Here is a 23,524-nt window from a genome sequence, read left to right as displayed (position 1 = left end):
TTAGCGATTTTTTTGATAATTATATACTAACTTAAGTACTGTTTTTAAAGGTAATATTCTAATAATAGTTCTTGTAATTTTATTAGAAATTCCTGTAATAATAAAACTTTTTCTTTTTGTTTTTAAGGCTGTTTGTAAAGACTTTTTAGCATAAGTTTCAGTATCTAAAACTGGTAATAATGAACTATAATGTTCTTTATTTCCTTTACCATTACTACTACGATTTCAAAATTCAGTTTTTAATGGACCTGGACAAATTGTAATTACTCTTACTTTACTTTTTGCTCTTTTTAATTCATAATTAACTGCAACACCTAAACTTCAAACATATGATTTAGAAGCATAATAACTAGCAAAAACAGGACCTGGACTAAAAGCTGCCATACTTCCAATATTAATAACACGACCATAATTATTTTTACTAAAACGTTGAACAAATAACTTTGTTAAAATATGTAAACAAGAAATATTTAAATTAATCATATTTAATTCTTGTTCTAACATACTATCTGCAAATGTTCCTCAAACACCATAACCAGCATTATTAATAACTACTGTTACATTTAATTCTTTTGATAACTCAAATAATTTATAAATATTTTTTAAATCAGATAAATCTAAATCATAATTTTTAACTTGTAAGTGTGGATACTTATCTGCTAATTCTAATATTTTTTTACTATCACGTGATACCCCTAATACGTGATAACCTTGTGCTAATAATGCTTGACAGTAATAATATCCCAATCCTTTAGACGCTCCTGTAACTACTGCTCACTGATTCAAAACAATTACTTTATTTATCATTTATATTAATACTCCTTTTATTTTTAGATATTAAACAATTTTTTACTATTTGAACTAATATAATTATAAGCACTAAAAATACTTAATACTGTAGCAACGTACATTGGTATCATTACTAATTGATTAATTAAACCATATTGATCATTATTACTATGACCATTAACACTACCATTTAAAAATCGTCAATTAATAAAAAATAAAATTGTAATTCCTAACATTTGTAATGCTGCCTTTATTCTACCATATTTATCAGCAGCCATTACTGTACCTTTAGTAGCCAAAATTTGACGAACTACATCAATAATAAAATCACGTAATACCAAAATAATTACCATTCAAACGGGAATTATAGTAGCACATGCCATTACAATTAAAACACCATTAGTTAAAAGTTTATCTGCAATTGAATCAAAAAATTTACCAAAAGTTGTTACCTGATTAAATTTTCTTGCTCATCATCCATCAATAAAATCACTAATGGCAGCAATAATAAATAAAATTGCTGCTATTAACCAACTAATCGGTAAACTATAACTATTAATATTAATACTTGTTATTCAAAGATGATAAAAATTATCATTATCTATTGGACCGATAATCATTAAACTAACAATAATTGGGACTAATATTAATCTTATTAAAGAAATAATATTGGGAACATTCATATTTAAAATCCTTTCATATAAGTTTATTTATAATATTTAATATTATTATGTACTTACCTTTTTTAGCATAATTTATAAAAAGTAAAACTTATATTTTTAATCTATTCATGAAATAAGTATATCGTTATTTTCTATATCTATCAATAATATACATTTATATATTAAAATAAATATTCTTTTATATACAATTTCTTAACTATTGTTTGTTTTTTATTTTTCTGATTTTTCTCTTTCGGCAGCAGCTTGTGGATTTTTTCTTTTCTCAATATAATAGAATAAACCAATATAACTTAAATAATAATCTTTATTAAAATCAATTAAACGTGAAGCATTTGTAACAGTTGCTTGTCCTGCCGGTTTACTTCCTCATTCATAAAACGGAATTAAACGTGTTTTTGCTGGATTATGTTTTGCTAAAAAAATAACAGCAGTATCAAAATCTAATTTCATTAACTCACTACCTGTAATTAATTTTTTACCTTGTAATGATGAATTAATATTATCAGCTTTTTTATCTTTATTACCAGAATGGCTATAATTAATAATTGTTTTTTCACCGAACATATCTGAATATTTATTAGCGGTTTGTAAATCCATAGTTTGCAAAAAAGTATGCAAAATACAGTTATTAAAAATAGTTTCTGCTGTTTCTTTACCATATTTTTGTGTTAATTGTTGTAAATCTTGCATAATCATCATGAAAAAAATATTACGACTTCGTGCAACAGTAATCATTTGTGCCATACTAGCAATCGTTGGTATATTACCAAACTCATCAAATAAAAAGTATAAAGGACGTGGTAATTTAATATCAGGTAAAGTACTTGCATAACGAATTGTATTTTTATATAACTGTGCAATAAACATTGATACAAAAGCATTACGTTCATTACTTTCATCAGGAACAACTAAGAAAACAGCACTTGGTTTTTTTACAATTTCATCTAAATTTATATCATTACTACAACTAATATTTCGCGTCACTGGATCAGTAAATAAACGTAATCCATTAGCAACCATTTGACTAATTGATCCCGCAGTTTCTTCAGCACCTTCTAATGCACCTAAACCAATTTGACGAGCTAAACTATGAGTTGGCATTTTTTTTAGAATTTCAACATATCGTTGACGATTAGTAGCAACAATAGCAGCATTTGACATACTAAAGTATTTTAAAGGAACATCAGGTTGATCTTCAAGTTGTTCTAACATAAATAACATAATTGATTTGACAACTTGCATCGCTGATTGATTTCAAAATTTTTGTTTTGGATCTGATTCAGGAAATAAAGCTTCAACAATATCATTAATTCATGATAATGCCATTGATTCATAAGTAATTGATTCATTTAAAGGATTATTTTCTTTTTTTAAACGCATTGATTCTACATAAAAATCATATACTTTAACAAAAGGATTTCATGAATTAGATACTGATGTATCACGTAAATTAATAACATAAACATCGTAACCATTATCTTTTAATATTTTAGAATGATTTTGAAATAATTCTCCTTTTGGGTCAGTAATAACCATTGATGGTTTAATTTTCGATTGGGCATTTAAATATATAGTTGGAATAACTAATTTTTGAGTTTTACCACTTCCTGTTCCCCCAATTACAATATTATGAGCATCAGACTTAATATTAAATTGGACACCACCAATTTTAGTCTTTGTTGTTTGAACAACAATACCATAATCATTTTCAACAGTTTTTGATAAAGGAAAAGTATTAGCAATTTCAGTGGGTGTTAATCAAGCAGCAGATCCATACACTTTATTTTTTGAATCACGTAAAAAGCGACTTTTATTATGAGTTTCACGATAAATTTTATATTTATGAATCATAAAGTAAGATAATAAAACTGAAAATTCAATAAGAAATAGAATTAAAAATATTAATCAATAATTAATAACATCCTGTATTAAAAATTTAAGTGTAAATGGTTGTTGATTATCTCCACTATGAGAAAACATGTTACGAACAAAGACTAAAGCATAAACTAATAAAGTATTTATTAATACTAAAAAGGGTATAACAATTATAATTACTGCTGGTAGTACTCATTTTTTTTGACGAATAAATTTCATTTTTATGTTCCTTTATTTTTTATATATTTTATAATAATTTATATTTTACCCATATTGGGAAATAACACCAGCAATACCTGATATTATTAATAATAAAACACCAATAGTTACATTACGTCTTCAACGATAACTTTTTTTCTTTTTAAATTCATTTTTTGTTTTTTTAAATTTCATGATTATTTCTCCAAGATTTTAATATTTTACTTTTTTATTCATCAGGATCTCCTCTTCTTGCACTCTTTCTAGTGTTATTTAAATTTACAAAAGGTTCAACAAAAGCACCCTTAGCCATATTATTTAATCCAACAAAAGGGCTTTTTAAATTATTTTTTGTATCTTGTCATTTAGTACCTTGATCATGAGAATTTTGAAATTTACCAATTCCTTTAGCAACTCCTTTAGTACCTTTACCTAAATAACCTGTGATACCATTTTTTAATAGTCCATTTGCTTTCTTTTGACTACCATCAGGATTTCTTCCATCTTTAGCACTACCAAATGCAATTTGTTTCCCAAGTTTTAATGCACCAGCACCACCTGCTGCAAGGCTAGCAAAAGTCCGAGCTTTACCCATAATATTTCCAGCAATAGCTGCTCCATTAGAATCAATAGCACTTTGTACACCTAAGTTTTGTGTTACTAAGTGATTAATAATTTTTTGAGTTCTTAAACAACTAATAGCACCGGCTGTACAAAATAACGTATATAAAACTTGTTTTTCAAGTCAACTAAAATTAGTATTATTAGTAATATCTAATATTGCCTTTGGTAATATTTGAAGAAAGATATAAATAGGTAACATCGTTCCTGGACCAATAATAAACTTACCTATTACCATTTCTTTTCAAACACCCAATCTTTTTCCTTGATCAACAGGCATCATAGAAGCAACAATTGGTGATATTGAAAATAAAAGTAATAAATCAATAATTCTTTCAACCAACGTCATTGATGCAACAAATAATACATATAAAGTAAATCACACCGCAATAATTTCAAGAATAAAGTTTCAATGTTTTAATTGAGAAATAGGTGGCATTGAATAAACACCAGGATCATGCTGAGCAGCATTAGCATCCGGAGCACCAATACCTCATAATAAATCAGCTAAACTAGCATTTTTTCCTAAAGCTGTAATTTGTAAAACTGCCAATAATCCTGTTATTAAATAATTTATAGTACTCATAAAAAATGGAATGAAAACAATTACTAAAAAAGCTAAAAATGTATTTTTTATAGCTTTACCTAATTTTTCTCTAATTGTATGTGTTTCAGTAAATTGAATAATAATTAATTGCATAATAAACATAATAAGTATTACGCCAATTGAAACAATTGCTAATGCTGAAAAAAATACTGGTAAATTTTTACTATTAAGTGGATCTTTAGTAAAATCTCCAAAAACTAAATTAGTTATCGCATCAGTTGTTAAATAATCAAATATGCCGCCATGACCATGATTAGGTGATCTCAATAAAATATCAATTAAATATAATGGTCCTTGAATGAAAATAAGTCAAGGTATAAATAATAAAGCTCCTAGTATAATATCTGTTAGTCAATCCATATTTTCATCTCTTTTCTCTTCATAACTTAATATTAAGTTAATATATAACTTTCTTTAGTTAGCTAGGAAGAATATTTGGATTACCACCAAAAGCTTGCACAAGAGCAATTATTATTGCTGATGCAGTAATGCCAATAATTGGTGCAATTAATGTATACATAAACGCTTTTTTAATCTCACTTCTACGTTGTGGATCATCACCAGCAGCCGCTAAATCTTTTGCCAATATAATTATTTTAAAAACACTAAATGCAATTAAAGCAGCAATTAGCAATCCTGCAACTGCCGAAACATAAGGTTTTGCTACATCAATGATTTTATTTATATCAGGTCCATCTGATAGATAATTAAAAATCATAAGTTTTTCCTCCTTAAATAATAAAAAAAATAAAATTATTTACTAATCAAAATTGTTTATAAAGCATGAATTTATCTAATAATATAATAAGCCTTATTTTACTCCTTAAAGAGATAAATTAGGACTTACAGTCAAATTCATATGTTATAAATAATGTTGATACACTTTAATTATAGTTGGTTTTAAAATAAAGTAAATAAAAATTTTCAATTTTATCAACTTATTTTTTATTGTTTTATAAAATTTTTTATTTAAATAAAATCATATTAATAAAACTTATAAGTTTTATTAATATGAAAGTATCTTTATATTTAATTTAAAATAAATTAACAATTATTGATGAAATCGATAATGTATAAAAATATACTAATTTTCAATTTCGTTATTTTTTATATTTTTAATTGCTTGTGTTTCAGCATCACTAACATTAATATTTAAACACATACGATATAAACTAGAAATAGCAAAAAGACATTCACCAACTTTAGCACGAGCAATAAAATCAGTTTCATTAGCAGAAATGCCACCATATGAAGAATACAATTCATTTAATGCCGCTAAATCATGAGGTTGTAAATTTAATACTTTTAAATATTGACTTGAGTTAATAATAGCAGTAGTATATTTTTTAATTTCTTCAGAACCAAGAAAATCGTTAATATTTTGTGTAATAATATTTATCATACCTGTATACTTACGAATTCTCTTAACAATTTGATACATAAATAATAATGCTGCTGGAAATTCTTTATCAATAAGTAAATGGGCTTCATCAATAGTAATTGAAATTCATTGTTGTTTATTATTAATTTCATTATCATTTTTATTTTTTCGTACTTCATTTTCAATATATTTCAAAATTAAAAACATTTGAGCGTTAACTAAACGTTTATTCCCTGATTGCGTTAAAGTATATAAATCATAAACTTGTAATAAACTACTGCTATTAATATTAGTATGAGCATTTCATAAATTAGCATCAGTACCACCAGTTGCAAATCTTGATAATATAATTAGTAAATTTTTTAATTCATTTTTACTTCTAATCTCTTCTTCTTTAACCATATCAGATTCAATAATATCATATAAATCTTGAAAAATTGGAAATTGATTTGGTTTTAATAAATGAATTTTTGTTCGAGAAGTAATACCAAATTTTTCATACATTAAATTTACATAAATCATTAATAAACTTGATTCATTTCTCGTTAATCCACCAGTAGCAACGTTTAAAAATTGTTCTAAGAATTGCATATGTGGTGCTAAAATATCACGAGTATTATTATCATTAGTATTATCATCACTCAGTGCCAATGTAATTTGAAATGGATTAATATTACCAGAAGAACCGTCACCAACATCAATTCAACTTCCATCATGATAATTACATAAATCGCGATATTCACGTTCAGGATCAATAACAATTACTTTATGACCAAGCATAATTTGATAATTTACTTCTTTTTTAGAAGTATAAGATTTTCCCGAACCACTAGTACCAATAATTAATTGATTATGATTTTTACGAGTACTACTTTTAGTTCTTTGATCAAAAAATACTTTATTACCACTTTCATTAAATCCAAGAAACAGTCCTTGTTTATCATTTAATTCTTGATTTAAAAAAGGAAAACTAGCACCTATTGTTAAACATGGCATTTCGTGACCTGTTTCTTTAAATCAATCAGCACTATCTGGCATTACTGATAAAAAAGCTTCTAATTGACGATAATATAATTTATCAAACTTCATATTATTGTTTTTTATTTCGTATTCGGCAGTACTAATATTTTGCTTAAGTTGCTTACGATCAGCACCATTAATTAATAAATACATATTAGTATTAAATATTTTCTCACCACCACCAGCAATTTGATCTAATAATTCATTTAATGATTGATAATGATAATCATAATCTCTTCGTTCTGATAATGATTTTGTCATAAAATTTAAAGTTGCTAAATTTTGCATAGCTTTATTCAATTGTTTTTTAGCACTTTCTTCACTGATACTATTAAAAGTAAAGATTAAACTAGTATTCGGAATATTTACTAAATTTGCTAATCAGACTGCTGAAACTTCAAATGGATAATCATATATGTTATAAACAGTTTGAAAACAATTAGCAAATTCTAAATTATTCTTATGAACTAATAATTCTTTAATCGCTAAATCATTAGTTAAATCTTTACTTTTAACAGTTTCTTCTTTTTTTGTAGTAAACATTTCTTCTAACGAAGCATTTTCATTAGAATTTATTAATTTACTATAAACAACCATCATTTCAAAACAATTAATATCACTAGCTTTAACACCACTACGACTGATATAATTTTTAAAAGCATTTAGTTCTTCTTTTAATTTTTCTTGATTTGATGAATAAAAAAATAAGTAAAAAAATGGTTGCGTCATTTCATTTTGATTTTGAATTTCATTATTAGCATTAATTGCTGATATCATTTGAAATTTTCTTGCTAATTTTGCTTTTTCACTAATATTTTCTAAATCAATTTTTTCGAGTTGTTCTTTATAAAAATTAGTTTGCGCAGTTATATCTAAAGGCATATCAATCTTTATTAAAGACATAGAAATATTAATAATTTTAAAAGCTGCAGCTAAATCTTTAATTTTATTTGAGGCTTCTTCATTAGATAATAATGTAATATTAAAACCCTCCAATAATAAAGCTCTAGTATAATTTGTATTTTTCACATTTAATTGCATCACATTCTTACTAATAATTTTTTTAAATGGTACTAATATTTGTGAATTTTTTTCAGATTTATAATAACGATTTTTACTATGAAATTTAAATCATAATAAAATAATTTCTCATCCTTTTTTTCTTGGCTGTCAATAAAAAGTAAGCGGAATAGTAGCACAACCAACTAAAATAACAGCTAATATTTTAAAAATAATATCAATTTGCAACAATAAAATAATAATTGAAGCAAATCCAACTACCATTAAAATAATTAATAAATCAATTAAACCAACACTTCTCCAAATTTGTAATTTTACAAATTTAATAGTTTTAGGAATTAAAAATTTCATTTATCTTTTCTTTTGAAATTTCATTAGAATTTAGCGCTGAATTTGGTTTACTGTTTATTTTCTCTATCTTTATACTATTAACACGCTTCTTAAAGCCACAACGACTGCAATTAACTTGAATATTTATTCCTTCTAAGTAATCAGCTATCAAAATTACTCTACCACATCGATAGCAAGCAAAAGAATTTTGTGGCTTTTGAGCTAATCGAACAGATGTATACGTATCTTTCATAATCATTGTCTCCTAACTGAATTTAATTTGTTTACTAAACACAATTCAAAGTTATCTTGTTCCCTAAATATTATTAAGCAACTGAAAAAGAAAAAATAAATTTTTGCTATATTTTTAATTTAAAATAACCCACTATTTAAACACTATTTTCTTTTTAAAATCTAGTTTTACTTTAAAAAATAAATTAAATTTTTAAAAACAAAGAAGAAAATTTAAAAAAATTTTAATAAAATAATATCTATAAAAACTCAAGAAATCAAAGTTTTATACATTTCTTGAGTTAAATAAATTTTAACAAATTAACAAAAAATAACAAATTTTTTTTATTTTTCTAACTTTTTATTAACTTATCTAATCCTGGAATATTTGGCATTTCTCCTTTTTTAATCTGACCAGCAATTTGATCCATAACTTTTTTAGTTTTTTCAAATTGGTTTAGCACTTTATTTAATTCTTTTTCTGAACGACCTGAGCCTTTTAATACTCTTGCTTTTCTAGTTGGATAACGTAAAATTTGTGGCTTTTCACGTTCTTGAGCAGTTGTTGAAGCAATAATATATTCTGCTATTTTTAAATCAGTTTCAGCATCACTAATTTTAGCATCACTAATTTTAGCAGACATACCAGGAATCATTTTTACAAGTGAGCCCAATTTACCCATTTTTTGAATTTGCTTCATTTGATTAACAAGGTCATTCAAATCAAATTGACCTAACATCATTCTATTCATAGTTTCTTCAACATCACGAGTTGAAACTATACTTTCGGCCTTCTCCATTAATGTAGTAAGATCACCCATTCCTAAAATACGTTCTGCCATTCTTTCTGGATAAAAAACTTCTAAATCAGTTACCTTTTCACCCATTCCTAAGAACTTAACAGGAATCTTTGTTAAATAAGAAATTGAAAGAGCTGAACCACCCTTAGCAGTACCATCTAATTTAGTGATTATACTTCCAGTAATAGGAATAGTATTATTAAACTCAATAGCAACATTAATTATATCTTGTCCTGCCATACCATCACAAACAAGTAAAACTTCTTTTGGTGAAGTAATTTTTCTTATTTCTGCTAGTTCTTGCATTAATTTTTCATCAATGTGTAATCTTCCAGCTGTATCAATTAATATTACATCAAACTTATTTTTATTAGCATATATTTGAGCATTTTTAACAATATTAGTAGGAGTTTCATTTTTTTGGGAAAAAACTTCAATATTCAATTGTTTTCCTAAAACTTTTAATTGTTCAACAGCAGCTGGACGATAAATATCTCCTGCAACTAGTAAACATTTTTTTTGATATTTATCTGTTAACAACTTTGCTAGTTTAGATATTGTTGTTGTTTTACCAGAACCTTGTAAACCAACTATCATAATAACAGTGGGATTAGTAGATAAATCTAACTCAACATTCTTAGTACCCATAATCTTTGTTAATTCATCATGAATAATTTTAATTAACATTTCTTTTTGATCTAAGCCTTCTTTAATAAATTCACCTTTTGCTTTATTAATAATTTCATTAGTTAAAGTTTTAACTACTCTAAAATTAACGTCAGCCTCTAACAAAATTAATCTGAATTCTTTAATTGTTGCTTCCATATTTTCCATGGTTAAAGTTTTTTTACTTAAATTTTTTTCTAATGTTTTTTGTACTTTTTTTGACATAATGTCAGCAAAACTCATATTTATATTCTCCTCTATTTTTAAGACTATATTATTTTAACACTAAAATAATAATGAAAAAATAAATTAAACATAAAAAAATAAATATTTGAATTAACAAATTATATATTTTATAAAGTTAAAAAGAGAACCTAAGGGTTCTCTAAAAATTAATTAATTAATTCTGTTGCTCTTACTTCACGAATAACAGTAATATGAATATCGCCTGGTATTGTAATCATTTGTTCTAATTTTTGTTTTAAGTTTCTTGCTAATATATGAGCATCAAAATCATTAATAACTTTAGGATCAACAATAACTCTAATTTGTCTTCCTGCCTGAACAGCATATGCTTTTTCTACGCCTTTAACAGATTTACACAAATCTTCAATTTCTTTAATTCTAGTTATAAATTCTTCTAATGAATTATTTCTTGAACCAGGTCTAGCTGCTGATAATGTATCAGCAGCTGAAACTAAAGAAGAATAAACATTATCTTTTGCAACATCACCATGATGAGAATGAATAGCATTAATAATAATATCACTTTCACCATATTTTTTTGCTAAAATCACACCATTATAAACATGTGAACCTTCTAATTCATAATCAGCAGCTTTACCAATATCATGTAATAAACCAGCACGTTTTGCAATATTAACATCTAAACCCAATTCAGCTGCCATTGCTCCTGCAAGTTTGGCAACTTCAAAGGAATGCAATAAAACATTTTGCCCATAACTTGTACGATATTTTAATCTTCCAATATAAGATACTAACTCTGGTTCAAAACCAGTTAATTTTAACTCATCAATAATTTTTTTACCATCAACTTTAAAACCTTCATTTAATTCCTGCTCATGAAATCTCAAGATTTCTTCAATTCTAATTGGATGAATTCTTCCATCTTTAACTAAATCTTCTAAAGCTCTAGTTGCAATTTCTCTTCTGATCGGATTAAATGAAGAAATTTGAATTGTTTCTGGCGTATCATCAATGATAATATCTACACCCGCTGTTAACTCAAAAGATTTAATATTTCTACCCTCTTTACCAATAATTCTGCCTTTCATTTCTTCATTAGGTAACTTAACATATGATACTGACTTATCAACAATAAAATTACTTGCATAACGTTCTATTGCTTCACTAACAATATTATTGGCTAACTCTTTAGATTGAAGTTTAATATTATATTCATGATTTTTAATAATTTTATTAAATTCTAATGATAATTTTTCTTTTAATTTACTAAACAATTCATCTTTTGCTTCATTTCGACTCATACCAGAAATTTTTTCTAATTCCATAATAATTTGATCAATTTTTTGATGATATTCTAATTTAACATTTTTTACAATTTCACGTTGATGATAAAGATTTTGTGTTTGTGTTTCAATTATTTCTTCACGTTCACTTAATTTGCGTTCTCTTTTATTTAAAAGTTTCTCATATTCTAAATTTTGTTCTTTACGATATTCAATCTCTAAATACAAATCTTTTTTCATTTTACTTATTTCAATTTTTGCATCGGCTCTTGAGGATTGAATTAATTTTTGAGATTCTTTTTCTCTCTTTAAAATATTAGTAAAACTTTGTTGTTCTTTAATTTTTAAATACATTTTTCTAATTAGAAATCCAGCAATTATCCCTACTATCATTGCTAGAAAAATTGATATACCTACTCACATTCCAAACTGTTGACTACTTATATTTGATAATATAGCTAACATATTTTTTTCCATTTATATTTCTCTCCTTGCTGTAAAACACCTACAAGAAAAAGAATCCTTACACTCAAAAACTTAAATAAAATTAAAATTTTATATTTTTCTTCTTTAATATCTACACACAAATAAGTAGGATAATAATCCTACATTAATTTTAGCATGTTTTAAATATTAATTTTTAAAACTTGATTCGTTCCTTAATTTGTTCTAAAAGAAAAGTATTTGCTTCTAAACTTTCTTTTGCTTTTATTTTTCCTTGTCCTAATTTTACATCTTCATAAGTGTATCAACCACCAGATTTATTAATAACTTCTTTCTCAACAGCAATTGTAATGATTTCACTAATTTTTGAAAATCCTTCTTCAAAACAAAAATCAAGACTTGCTGTTTTAAATGGTGGTGCTACTTTATTTTTTACAACTTTTATTTTTATTTTATGACCAATTATTTGATTACTTTTGATTAATTGTTCACCTTTACGTACTTCTAGTCTAATTGTACTATAAAAACGTAATGCTTTTCCTCCGGGTGTTATTTCAGGATTACCATATATAATACCAACTTTTTCTCGAATTTGATTAATAAATAAAACAATACAATTAGTTTTTGCGATACTTCCACTAATTTTTCGTAATGCTTTAGACATTAATCGCGCTTGAGCACCAATTGTTTGATCATTCATATCACCATCAAGTTCAATTTGTGGAACTAATGCTACTACTGAATCAACAACAATCATATCTAAAGCTTCTGATTTAACAAGAATATCTAGTATTTCTAATGCTTGTTCTCCTGAATCTGGTTGTGTAATTAATAAACGACTAATATCAACACCTAATTTTTGACTATATTGACGATCTAATGCATGTTCAGCATCTATAAATGCTATTCTACCATTTTGTTTTTGAACTTCTGCTAAAGCCATTAATGCTAATGTAGTTTTACCTGCCGATTCTGGTCCATAAACTTCAATAATACGACCTTTTGGAAAACCTTTAACACCTAAAATATCATCTAATAATATACTTCCTGAACTAATAACTTCAATATCGCCAATACTACTATCACTTAATAACATAATAGCACCTTTGCCAAATTTTTTTTCAATTTGCTTAATGGCCTTTTCTAATAATTGCTCTTTTTCTTTAATATTTATTTCCATAAAATCACCCTACAAAATATTAATAACTCTGTAAGATAATTCCTTTTTAAAATTTAAAAACTTAATAAAATTTTTTTTAAAATAACTACTGCTTTTGCTACTATAGTTGATCTAATTTCGTTTCTATTACCTGAAATATTTAACACTTCACATCAAACATTATCATTGATAACAATACCTACATATACTAAACCAACCGGTTTATTTTCTAGAGCATTAGGTCCTGCATTTCCAGTAAAACTAATAGCAATATTTGTTTTTAAAATTTTTTGTGTATTTAAAGCCATTTCTATAGCACATTGTTTACTTATTACACCATATTTTTCAATGGTTGTTTTTTTAATTTTAACAATATTGATTTTTGATTCATTAGTATACGTTATAAAACCACCACTAAAATATTTAGAAGCACCAGCAATACTAGTAATCTCTTGAGCAAAAAGTCCACCAGTAATACTTTCACAACAACTAATTCTAAAATTAAATTTATCTAATAAAACTAAAAGTTCAGTCATTTTTAAACCTTCAATCAAATAATTTACAATACAAAAAAAGAATAAAAAAATCATAAGCCACGTTCTGTTCTTGCTTCTTGCAAGTGCTAACCATTTATCTACTATTGTAAACAATAGTTCGGTTTATTATTCATTTCTAATAAACCAATGCCCCTACCTAAATTTGGGTTTCTCGCTTGTGGGGTTTATCTCGTTCCAGCTTTTAAGTTTCCTTAAAACTCGTCTCTATGACACTTTTATAGACTAGAACCTTATTTAATAAAAAACTTAGGTTTTTGTCAGCCGTCAGAATTACTGCTTAGAGTTATTGTTTTCTCTAACACAAACATTACTTTCATCGCAGAAAGTGCGAGCGTGGACTTTCCTCTACATACTAATGCAGCGATTAGCTCATTTTTTATTCTTTTAGAAAAAATTATAACATATTTATTCTTCATGTACAATACTTTCTAATTTGCTTAACCTCGTAATAATATCAACATTTTCTACACCTTTTTCTTCTAATTTTTGTTTTTCTTGTTTTAAAACTAAAATTTGTGTTTTTAAAACATCAATTTCTTTAAGTAACTTGTAATTATTATTTTCTAAAATTGCATTTTGCTTTTTTAGTTTATTTACAAATTCTTCTAGTATTTCATAATTAGTAGCTACTAAATCAAGAAATAAATCTACTTCTTTAGAATCATAGCCTTTATAATCAACAGTAAATTCTTTATCTATAATATCCTTTTTACAAATATTCATACTTATACCTCCTTTAATTAAAAGGAAAACTATTCCAAAGTTAGTAATATTCTATATGTAAGGGGGAATTAAAATAATGTTTTATGCTAACCGTGGAATGTTTCTTGAAACTATAATTAATTATACTATTGAAATTATAAATAATGAAAAACAAGCACTAATTTTTAAACAAAATCCATCAATTTTATATCAAAACAATAAAATTTTTAAAGAAAAAAGTAATGTTGATTATCATGGAGTTTATCATGGTAAATATTTTTGTTTTGAAGCAAAAAGTACTAAGTCTTTAACATTACCATGAAATAATTTTAAAAAACATCAACTTGAATACTTAGAAAATGCTTTTTATCTTAATGCTATTAGTTTTGTTATTATTTATTTTTCAGAACATAATGCCTTTTTTTTAGTTTTTTGAGAAAAATTAAAATTTTTAAAAGTTCAAAAAAAAGCACTGACATATAAAAAAGTAGAACAAAATGGATATAAATTAGAAATTATATATCCATTTTATCTTGATTTTTTAAAATTTTTAATTTAAGAAGCTAAAGTTTCTGTTTGTTGATTAGTATGTTTTTTAAATTCAGAACTCGCTTTAAATTTAGGTGCTTTAGAAGCACTAATTACAATAGATTCACCAGTTTGGGGATTACGACCTGTTCTTGCTTCACGAATAATAGTTTCAAATATTCCAAATTTTGGTATATTAATTTTACCACCATTTGCAACTTCAACTTTTATCTCTTCAAAAAATAAATCAATAATATTAGTCGCTAAGGCAATTGTGACGTCAGACTTTTGCGCCACTATCTTAATAATTTCTGTCTTTGTTTTAGAATTACTTTTTGCCATAAAAAATTTCCTCCTAATGTTTTAAGAATTATAATTATAATGTCTATTATAGATATTATTATAACTACCTTATCTTCAAACCAATTTAAAAATGTTACTGGTCTGTAATCAAATTATATAGTAACATTTTATAAAGTGAACCATAAAATGTATTTTTTTTCTAAAAAAATGATAAAATTATTTGAATAATATTTTTTTTACACTTATAAAGGTTAAAAAATAAAAATAAAATTTAATTTTCAATACTGATAATAAAATATTAAATAAATATTTAATTAAAATTAAAATGAAAAAATATTAAAATGAAAAAATATTAAAATGAAAAATAATTATTAAAAAAACGAAAAGAAAAACATGTAAAATATATTTATAGTTGTTCAAGTTTTAATAATTAATGATGCTAATTTTATATTACTAATTAATTATTTAATACCACGTAAATAACTTAAAAATAACGCTACATTTTACTAATATATTCAATGATGCAAAAACATAATAATTTTAGAAAGAGTGATAAACTATGAAAAATATTATCCATACGCCTAATGCTCCTGCTGCTATTGGGCCATATAGTCAAGCAATAATTGCAGGTGACTTTTTATATATTTCTGGACAATTACCAATTAATAGTAAAACAGGTGAATTTATTGGCACTGACATTTCTTCACAAACTAAGCAAAGTTTATTAAATATTAAAGCAATTTGTGAAGCTGCTAATATTACTTTAAATAATATTGTAAAAGTTAATATTTTCTTAAAAGACTTAAATCACTTTGTTGAAATGAATAAAGTTTATGAAGAAATATTTGGTACACACGCTCCAGCAAGAGCAGCAGTTCAAGTTGCTAGAATTCCCAAAGATGCATTAATTGAAATTGAAGCAATTGCTTATTTAAAATAATTTTTCTAATTTTATTTTTTTATTGCATATCTAAATTTTTAACTATAAAATTAAGTCAAGATTTATTTAGAAAAAGTACTTTAAAATTTAAAAAGTTTTATTCATATAATAATGATACATTACTACACTTTCCAATTTAATATTCTTACTACAATTTCACACTTTTCTCAAAATTCTAAATATTTTATACTTAAAACAATAATAAAATACATTCTAAATAAATCTTAATTTTAAAAATAAATTATAAATTAAGGGAGCATACCGATGTTGTCAATAATATTCAAATTTGTCTTAAAATTATAAAGTTAGACGAGAATAATTTTGACTTCAATATGCAATTGTATTGTAATTTTAACACTTGTAAAATATTAGTCAACAATAATACTTACTTTGTCAATATCGAGTAAAAATTTCCCAAAATCATTAATTAAAATTAAATTTTATCAATATCACTATTTTTCTACAAAATTAAAAAAAATGTTAAAATCAATATATAATTTTAGATATATTTTTATTAATTCTTATTTTGAAAGAGGTATTAAAATGAAATATTTTAATCCAAGTTATTTATTTAAATTATGAATATTAAGTATTCCTTTATTTCATAATGAAAAACAAAAAGTACAATCTATGCCAATAAAATCATTAACTAACTCAATAACTTTACAAGAATCATTAACTAATTTACAACAACTACCAATTAATTTAAAACAACCTGAAATTTTTAATCATAAACATCGTCATAAAAAGTATAATAAAAAAAGACATGTTAATGGTGGTTTAGAAAATTTAGAATTTTTTAATGGTACATGTACAAATGGAGGAACTACTTTTGTAAAATTAATTAAAGAAGACTTTTACTGTGGTGTTGAAGAACCTTGAAATAATAATAAAGGAGTTGCCATTTTGCCCTATGTTTTAAAAGATAATGAATATCATTATTTATTAAATAAAGAATACAATCCATTATTTAAAAATAAGCAAATAGGTGAATATAGCACTATAACTGGTGGAGTTGAAAATAAGACTCATTATCAAACAGTTATTGATGAAATGTGAGAAGAAACTGGCATTAATGTTACTAACAAAAAAGACAAAATTTACTATTTAGGAAAACATTATGCAAACAAAATCAGCACCAAAGAATGATATTTATATGGAATTGATTTGACAAATACGAATTTAGATTTGAATGCAACTTATAAGGGAAGTGGTGATGGTTCTATTGCAGAAGAAAAAAGTTTTGCTAAATTTATTAATAAAACTATTTTAGATATGTGTAATGATGTCTTAAGTTTAGCAATTTATGGAAAATTAAATCTAAATAACAAAATGGAATCAAATTTAAATATTTCAGAAATAAATTCAACAGATTTACAAGTTCAATCTTCAACAAGCGGATATAAACCAAGCTTGCCACAAATTTAAAAACGAGATATTACAATTGTAATATCTTTATATATTTAAAATTAATTTTAAGACACCAAATTTGCTCATATACAAATGATTTAAAAATTTATATGATTTAGTATTCAAAAAATAAAATCTCTTATAGAATTCTATTTTTTGCCTAATTTTAATTATGTATTATTAATAACCATATCTTCAAGGATGGTCTTTATTTGGTATATAAACTTTTTTAGTTTTTATCAAATCTTCTTTGATAATTGGCTTTAGTGGTATTTCTTTTAGTTGATATATTTGATTATTATAACTAAGATATAACTCATTAATAAACGATTTAAGTACAATTACGTCAGTTCTGGGTTGTATATATTGAACTTTATTATTTTTATAAGAAAAATACTTTTTACCATAGTATGTTATAGTTGAACCACTATCTGTTTTTCTTTTAGAAAATCTTGAAAGATAAATATTTATTTCTTCTTGTATAGGAGCTTTAATCATAGCAGATTTATTATCATCAATAGGAAAACCGAATTGTTTATTAAAAATACTTATGTATATTTTAAGAAATTGATTAGCTTCTTTTAAATTTTTAATTTTATTAAGTCTAAGTTCACTAATTAATCGACTTTGAAGCGTTCCAAATAAGCGTTCGATTCTACCTTTAGCTTGTGGAATTGAAGTTCTAATTATTTCAACACCTAAATCATTACAGCACTTTTGAAATTGAGTATAAGTATCATTTTCTGTATTTATATTTCCTGCATCAATTTTTTTCTTATATCCAAAAACTGTTCTGTTATCAGTATAAAATGTTTTTGGTATGCCATATTTAGTTAAAATTTGATAAAAAACATTATAATAACCATCTAATGTTTCTTGATGATCAAATCATAGTCCAACAATATTTCCTGTAGCATCATCAATTGCAGCATGTAAAAATGCTTTTGGTTTATCATTACCAAATCAATGATGATTACTTGCATCCATTTGAATTAATTCACCAAAATTTGTTCTACGATTTCTAGTTGGATGTAAGTTATTTTTTTTATTTTTATGTCTTTTTGGTGAAATAATTTTTTCTTTGATTAATATAGTATAAAGTGTGCTATATGAAATTTTAATTTTTTCTTCACTAATTATTTTTTCATGAAAATGTTGAAAATTAAAATTATAATATTTTGTTTTATATAAGTTTATAATTTTATTTTTGATTTCAATTTTTGTTACTTTATTAGAAATTTTATTTCTAGATTTATGAATAAAACCAACTTTACCTTCTCTATTGAAAATTTTAATTAATTGGTTAATTCTTCTAATAGTTAGGTTAAGTTTATTCTTGGCCTGATGTTTAGATAATTTATTAATAATAATGTCATTTATAATTTTATATTTATATTTTTCTTTCATAGTCATGCTTCTTTCCATATTTATCACCAAGTATATTTAACCTCACTTTTTGGGAAATTTTCACTCGATAACTAATAGGAAATTATCACTAAATAATGACACAATAATACTTACTTTTACAATTCAAAAATCCTTATTAATAGTTACTTTAATAAATTTTATTTTATTTTTAGTTATTTTTAAATTTAAGTTTTTATTTTATAATAACTGGATGGCGGTATTTATTTGATAGCATTTAAAATTAACCATTTTTGTATACATATCAATATTATAAGTTCTATCGCCAATCATATGCTTTAAAATTTGTTTAATATTAGTTTCAGTAAAGCAACCAATATTTTCAACTAGTGCTTGGTTTAATACGCCATCTTTGGCATTAATAAAATGGTGGTTAGCCCTAATTACTGGACCATATTTTGATAGATATTTCTAAATTTTTATTTGTAATATTGGTGGTTTTAAAAATTTAGAATGTATTCTTTCATAATTATAAAACATAACATATTGATTTACATCATTAATAGCTTCATTGATTGTTAAATATTGATTTGAGTCTTTAGGCAATCATTCTTGAGATAAATGTGAAAATCAATTTTCAGATATGACATTACCGCCAATATCATATGGTTGTTTTTTGCTTAAAATTATTTGTTTGTTTTTTGCTCATTTTGTAATTTCTTGACAATAAAATTCGTTGGCGTTATCTGAATGTAAAATAACGTTTTTTATTTGATTTCAAGAAAATTGGTTGTTTATTTTTTCAAGTGCAGGAAGAATTAAATCTTGATATGATTTATTTGAAAATGTATTATAACTAACAACATTATTTGAATAAAAATCAATAATTACAAAAAGATATAGTCAACCTTCTTTGGTGTTTATTTGTTTAGTATCCATTGATCAAATTTGATTTGAAGCGGTTGTACTTTTGTAATCTTTGTTTACTTTATCCATTGTAGGTATTCACTTATTTGGATTTTTTTTGTTTTTAGGATAGTTATTTTTAGTTTGTTTTAATCCTTGAATATTGTGTTTTTTCATAATTTTTCGCATTTGTTTTGTTGATAATTCTATATTTAAAATGATATTTTTCTCTTGTTTTAATCACTCTTTAAAAGCTGAAAAAATTCTTAAATATCCATAAATTCTACCTTTTCTTGTAGAATGAAATTCGATTAAAAGTTGGCATAATTCTTGATATTTATGATTGCAATTAATAATATGATTTTTTTCTTTTTTAATAAGTTTTTGTTTATTTTTTAAAAAGTAATATGTTGATCTGTTTAATTGAAGATATTGACATAAGTTTCTAATTGAATATTGATTTTTGCAATCATCGATAATTTTAATTTTTTCTTTGATATTTAATTTGTTAATTATTAATGCTATTTGTTTAATTTTATCCATTAATAAAAATCCTTTCAGGTCAAAATTAGTGTTCATTATATAACACAATTGTTTTTAGAATACATTCAGATTTTTTAAATTAATGGTCTAGTAAAAAGGGCTAAGTGGCCCATTCCAATTGTTACCTTTGGGAAGTACATATAATAATACAGAATTACAAGAAGTATTTACAGATGAAAGAGCAAGATTAATTAATGGCAGTGTTAATGATTATCAAAGTACAGATGACGGTATGGTTGATGTTGATTTAAATGATGATAGTATGTCAGAGATTAATTTAGATAGGGCAAGTTTAAATTGGGATTATTCTTACGCTTATACGTTAGGTGGTGCTGTTTAAAATGAAAAAAGATAAATGAAAAAATATGCCAAGACAAAAGTTACATAAGAAAAAATCAAAAAGAAATTTTGAACAGAGATTATATGAAAATATGAGTTTTGATAATTTTTTAGGAGGTAAAAAATAATGGTTAAATGAATAGTTGTGATAATTGCTGTGCTTGGTACTTCTTGGGCTTTTAAAGGTACTATTAAAAAGTTAGTTTGAAAATTTAAACATAGAAAACACAATGTAGTTGACCCGGATTGTTGATATTGTAAAGAACAAAAGCGTAAAGAAAGAGCAAGAAAAGACTTAGAGGAGGGAGGTGATTAGTATGCCAAAAGGTTTAAGTGCTTTAATAGAAATGATTGGAGGTATTGGCCAAAAATTATTAGAATCTTTTAGTTATGTATTTGATTGAGTATTTGCTGGTGACTCAATTATGACAAATTGACCGGTATTAATTCCAATATTTATGATGGTCTTAGTATTTATTAAAGAATTTATAGGACATATTATTCGTGGATTTAGATAGAAAAAATTAAAGTTGTTTTTAGGAGGTAATAGTTATGATTAAATTATTTTTTGCAATAATTTTTGTTTTTCCTTTATTAGGTAAACTTTTACCTTCTTTAAATAATATTGTGCAAAATATTTTGCAAAGTTATATTACTGATTTTTCCGGTTTACATAATTTATCTTTGGTTATTAAAAGTTTTATTTTTGGTGATAGTTCACAACAAATAGTTTCAATGCCAGCACCATTGTTAGCAATTATTTTAGTACTTTTTACTTTTTCATTAATTTTAAAATTATTAAAAATAATATAGGAGTAGTTTATTATGGGTGTTGCTTTTATTTCAAAAATTTTAGAATTATTTGCACAAATCTTTATGAAATTTTGAAATTTGCCAATGGCAGATTTAGGTTTTAATTTAGGAACTTTTGTTGTTTTTATTCTTTTAATAAAGTTTGCTATGTCAGTTTTTTTAAATATTGATATTCAGCCAGTTTCTACATCGGGTACTGTAAAGCAAAGTTATAAAAATATTAAGGGAAGTTCAAAATTTGTTGGAAAGCAAATTGCTAAACAACATGAAAGAAAACGTTTAAGAAATAAGGCTAAGGGTATTGAAAATAAAAAAGGGAAGTTTGTAGGTACTTAATTATGAGTGATTTTGTGAATAGTATTTTGCATTTGATTTTTATATTTTCTAGTAAAGATATTCAAATATTTTTAAATCAACCAAATATTACTGATGAAGTTTATATTTTGTTTAATTTGACTTTTTGGTTGGTATTAGGTGTATTTTTTAATTTTATTTATCGTAGTATTAAATTTATTTTTAGGTCATTGTTTGGGTAGGTGTTAATTATGAGTGTTTGAGATATTTACAATAAAATACATCAATGTATAGTTGATTATTGAACTATGTTTATAGGTAGTCCAGTTGATGATTTTACTACTATTTTATGAAATTTAGTAGTTTATGGAACTCAGTTTTTTATTGGATTTATTATATTTTATGGTTCATGGTGAATTTTAAAATGTTTATTTGGTAAATAATTATGTGATTTAAGTTTGCTAAATTATTTTTTGTTGTAAATAGTACTGTTCAAGCACCCACTAGTTTAATTGTTTCTAATGCACCTAGTGAAAGTAATTACACTATAACTAGCGATATGGTTAAACCCGTTAAATATAATGATTTTAATGATTGAGCAACTATTCCTTGAAATTCTGCTTATTTTGATGTTGGTCAACCAGATTTAAAATTAGTTTCTGCTGTTGTTCATAAAACTACTGTTACTCCTTATTCAATTCAATTTCATTCTGATGTTGTAGGTAATTTTGATAGGCGAGTTAGTGATTTGTCCACAGATTATAGATTTACAGAACAAGACTTAGACCAATTATCTCTTATTTTATTTAATCATAATTATATACAAACTGGTAAGTTTAATGAGTTAGTTTTTTGGAATTATAATGTTTCTAATAATTTAAGTTTTAAATTGACTTTTGAAATTACAAAACCTTTGAGTTTTTATATACAAGGTTTTATGTTTTATATTTCTGCTGAATATTTTAGTTATTTTTCTTCTATTTATACATTTTCGTTTTTAGATTATGAGGGTAATATTCGTTATAATTTTAAAGGTGTATTAAATGATAAAGATAGTGTTTATAATTTAGGAAAATATAATTTTGTTACTATGCCGGTTCGTGTTCCTAATTTAAAACATTTAACGATTAATTTTGATTTATCTTCATTAACTAATCGTGACGGTTTGCATGTTAAATTTGGTCAGATGAATATTTTTTCTTCCAAAGATATTGTTCCAGTACCACCAAATAGTCCTTTTAACCCTGAGTATGAACGTGTTAGTTGATATGATGTTTTTGGTCATTTGCGTAATGCTTTTAGATGATTACTTTATGGCGTTGTTGGTAAAGTTTTACCAGTTGAACCATTAAGACAATTTCTTTTTACAACAGATAGTTTATTACGACATATTTTTTCAGATACTATTAGTACTGCTTTAAATGTTGATATTGTTAGTGGAATAGAAAATATTATACCTTTATGATTATTTGTTAGAGCAATTAGTTTAATTATAGGTTAGGAGTTTATT

General features: G+C 24.6%; 27 protein-coding genes and 1 other RNA gene. 11 read left to right on the top strand and 17 right to left on the bottom strand.

Annotated elements, in window-relative coordinates:
• From AACL11_RS05440 to AACL11_RS05375, 14 genes are all read right to left on the bottom strand, one after another.
• On the bottom strand, positions 1–807 hold the full coding sequence (locus tag AACL11_RS05440; protein WP_252320132.1) for an SDR family NAD(P)-dependent oxidoreductase: 807 nt from the start codon (positions 805–807) through the stop codon (positions 1–3).
• Positions 808–830: 23 nt separating this feature from the next.
• Positions 831–1,472, bottom strand: coding sequence for a CDP-diacylglycerol--glycerol-3-phosphate 3-phosphatidyltransferase (gene pgsA, locus AACL11_RS05435; RefSeq protein ID WP_252320134.1), 642 nt, complete (start codon positions 1,470–1,472; stop codon positions 831–833).
• 210 nt (positions 1,473–1,682) lie between these two features.
• Positions 1,683–3,566: a VirD4-like conjugal transfer protein, CD1115 family gene (locus AACL11_RS05430; RefSeq protein WP_281749401.1), complete on the bottom strand. Its 1,884-nt coding sequence runs from the start codon at positions 3,564–3,566 to the stop codon at positions 1,683–1,685.
• A gap of 45 nt (positions 3,567–3,611) precedes the next feature.
• Positions 3,612–3,740: a hypothetical protein gene (locus AACL11_RS05425; RefSeq protein ID WP_256468397.1), complete on the bottom strand. Its 129-nt coding sequence runs from the start codon at positions 3,738–3,740 to the stop codon at positions 3,612–3,614.
• 34 nt (positions 3,741–3,774) lie between these two features.
• Positions 3,775–5,133 (bottom strand): Mbov_0396 family ICE element transmembrane protein, encoded by a 1,359-nt coding sequence (locus tag AACL11_RS05420; protein WP_338986553.1) that lies wholly within the window; start codon positions 5,131–5,133, stop codon positions 3,775–3,777.
• 58 nt (positions 5,134–5,191) lie between these two features.
• Entirely contained in the window at positions 5,192–5,491 is a 300-nt protein-coding gene (locus AACL11_RS05415; protein WP_174480067.1) for a hypothetical protein, read from the bottom strand.
• 366 nt (positions 5,492–5,857) lie between these two features.
• Positions 5,858–8,545, bottom strand: coding sequence for an Mbov_0397 family ICE element conjugal transfer ATPase (locus tag AACL11_RS05410; protein ID WP_338986551.1), 2,688 nt, complete (start codon positions 8,543–8,545; stop codon positions 5,858–5,860).
• Positions 8,526–8,777, bottom strand: coding sequence for a hypothetical protein (locus AACL11_RS05405; RefSeq protein WP_174480064.1), 252 nt, complete (start codon positions 8,775–8,777; stop codon positions 8,526–8,528). Before AACL11_RS05405 ends, AACL11_RS05410 begins: the two co-directional genes overlap by 20 nt.
• A 331-nt stretch (positions 8,778–9,108) precedes the next feature.
• Positions 9,109–10,464, bottom strand: a complete 1,356-nt coding sequence (gene ffh, locus AACL11_RS05400; protein WP_252320142.1) for a signal recognition particle protein — start codon at positions 10,462–10,464, stop codon at positions 9,109–9,111.
• Between the two features lie 149 nt (positions 10,465–10,613).
• Complete coding sequence (gene rny / locus AACL11_RS05395) at positions 10,614–12,188, bottom strand: ribonuclease Y (protein WP_252320144.1); 1,575 nt, start codon at positions 12,186–12,188, stop codon at positions 10,614–10,616.
• A 163-nt stretch (positions 12,189–12,351) separates the two neighbouring features.
• Entirely contained in the window at positions 12,352–13,335 is a 984-nt protein-coding gene (gene recA, locus AACL11_RS05390; protein ID WP_338986548.1) for a recombinase RecA, read from the bottom strand.
• 53 nt (positions 13,336–13,388) lie between these two features.
• Positions 13,389–13,850, bottom strand: coding sequence for a CinA family protein (locus AACL11_RS05385; RefSeq protein WP_338959371.1), 462 nt, complete (start codon positions 13,848–13,850; stop codon positions 13,389–13,391).
• Positions 13,851–13,898: 48 nt separating this feature from the next.
• Positions 13,899–14,248, bottom strand: an RNA gene (gene rnpB / locus AACL11_RS05380) — RNase P RNA component class B.
• A 28-nt stretch (positions 14,249–14,276) separates the two neighbouring features.
• On the bottom strand, positions 14,277–14,594 hold the full coding sequence (locus tag AACL11_RS05375) for a DivIVA domain-containing protein (protein ID WP_338959370.1): 318 nt from the start codon (positions 14,592–14,594) through the stop codon (positions 14,277–14,279).
• A gap of 76 nt (positions 14,595–14,670) precedes the next feature.
• Here AACL11_RS05375 and AACL11_RS05370 point away from each other — a divergent pair, with 76 nt between their 5' ends.
• Positions 14,671–15,132, top strand: coding sequence for a Holliday junction resolvase RecU (locus AACL11_RS05370; protein WP_252320857.1), 462 nt, complete (start codon positions 14,671–14,673; stop codon positions 15,130–15,132).
• Here AACL11_RS05370 and AACL11_RS05365 read toward each other — a convergent pair.
• The gene (locus AACL11_RS05365; RefSeq protein WP_252320859.1) at positions 15,129–15,443 is read right to left on the bottom strand and encodes an HU family DNA-binding protein; all 315 of its coding nucleotides are present in this window, start codon (positions 15,441–15,443) and stop codon (positions 15,129–15,131) included. The genes AACL11_RS05370 and AACL11_RS05365 overlap by 4 nt on opposite strands.
• Before the next feature lie 520 nt (positions 15,444–15,963).
• On the opposite strand from AACL11_RS05365, the gene AACL11_RS05360 reads away from it, so the two are divergent.
• Together AACL11_RS05360 and AACL11_RS05355 are read left to right on the top strand one after the other, a co-directional pair.
• Positions 15,964–16,344, top strand: a complete 381-nt coding sequence (locus AACL11_RS05360) for a RidA family protein (RefSeq protein ID WP_252320861.1) — start codon at positions 15,964–15,966, stop codon at positions 16,342–16,344.
• 543 nt (positions 16,345–16,887) lie between these two features.
• Positions 16,888–17,772 (top strand): hypothetical protein, encoded by an 885-nt coding sequence (locus tag AACL11_RS05355; RefSeq protein WP_338986545.1) that lies wholly within the window; start codon positions 16,888–16,890, stop codon positions 17,770–17,772.
• Between the two features lie 162 nt (positions 17,773–17,934).
• Here AACL11_RS05355 and AACL11_RS05350 read toward each other — a convergent pair whose 3' ends face one another.
• Both AACL11_RS05350 and AACL11_RS05345 read right to left on the bottom strand, forming a co-directional pair.
• On the bottom strand, positions 17,935–19,179 hold the full coding sequence (locus tag AACL11_RS05350; RefSeq protein WP_252319108.1) for an ISNCY family transposase: 1,245 nt from the start codon (positions 19,177–19,179) through the stop codon (positions 17,935–17,937).
• Between the two features lie 411 nt (positions 19,180–19,590).
• A complete protein-coding gene (locus AACL11_RS05345; RefSeq protein ID WP_338986622.1) occupies positions 19,591–20,604 on the bottom strand; it encodes an IS3 family transposase in 1,014 nt (337 codons plus the stop codon).
• Between the two features lie 91 nt (positions 20,605–20,695).
• Here AACL11_RS05345 and AACL11_RS05340 point away from each other — a divergent pair, with 91 nt between their 5' ends.
• The 8 genes from AACL11_RS05340 to AACL11_RS05305 all read left to right on the top strand — a co-directional run bounded on the left by AACL11_RS05340 (position 20,696) and on the right by AACL11_RS05305 (position 23,515).
• The gene (locus tag AACL11_RS05340) at positions 20,696–20,908 is read left to right on the top strand and encodes a hypothetical protein (RefSeq protein WP_338988467.1); all 213 of its coding nucleotides are present in this window, start codon (positions 20,696–20,698) and stop codon (positions 20,906–20,908) included.
• A 1-nt stretch (position 20,909) separates the two neighbouring features.
• On the top strand, positions 20,910–21,035 hold the full coding sequence (locus AACL11_RS05335) for a hypothetical protein (protein ID WP_338988466.1): 126 nt from the start codon (positions 20,910–20,912) through the stop codon (positions 21,033–21,035).
• The gene (locus AACL11_RS05330; RefSeq protein WP_338988464.1) at positions 21,035–21,223 is read left to right on the top strand and encodes a hypothetical protein; all 189 of its coding nucleotides are present in this window, start codon (positions 21,035–21,037) and stop codon (positions 21,221–21,223) included. The genes AACL11_RS05335 and AACL11_RS05330 overlap by 1 nt, the downstream gene beginning before the upstream one ends.
• Position 21,224: 1 nt before the next feature.
• Entirely contained in the window at positions 21,225–21,425 is a 201-nt protein-coding gene (locus tag AACL11_RS05325; protein WP_338988462.1) for a hypothetical protein, read from the top strand.
• A 34-nt stretch (positions 21,426–21,459) separates the two neighbouring features.
• Positions 21,460–21,720 (top strand): hypothetical protein, encoded by a 261-nt coding sequence (locus AACL11_RS05320; RefSeq protein WP_338956747.1) that lies wholly within the window; start codon positions 21,460–21,462, stop codon positions 21,718–21,720.
• A 12-nt stretch (positions 21,721–21,732) separates the two neighbouring features.
• A complete protein-coding gene (locus tag AACL11_RS05315) occupies positions 21,733–22,056 on the top strand; it encodes a hypothetical protein (protein WP_338988460.1) in 324 nt (107 codons plus the stop codon).
• A 209-nt stretch (positions 22,057–22,265) separates the two neighbouring features.
• The gene (locus tag AACL11_RS05310) at positions 22,266–22,457 is read left to right on the top strand and encodes a hypothetical protein (protein WP_174481228.1); all 192 of its coding nucleotides are present in this window, start codon (positions 22,266–22,268) and stop codon (positions 22,455–22,457) included.
• 2 nt (positions 22,458–22,459) lie between these two features.
• Positions 22,460–23,515 (top strand): hypothetical protein, encoded by a 1,056-nt coding sequence (locus tag AACL11_RS05305; RefSeq protein ID WP_338988458.1) that lies wholly within the window; start codon positions 22,460–22,462, stop codon positions 23,513–23,515.
• The last annotated feature ends 9 nt before the right edge of the window (positions 23,516–23,524 follow it).

It is taken from the genome of Spiroplasma endosymbiont of Dasysyrphus albostriatus (genome assembly GCF_964019495.1).
Taxonomy (GTDB): Bacteria; Bacillota_I; Bacilli_A; order Mycoplasmatales; family VBWQ01; genus Spiroplasma_E.
The sequence above is the reverse complement of the archived record's forward strand: the minus strand, read 5'-3'. Positions and strand labels throughout refer to the sequence as shown.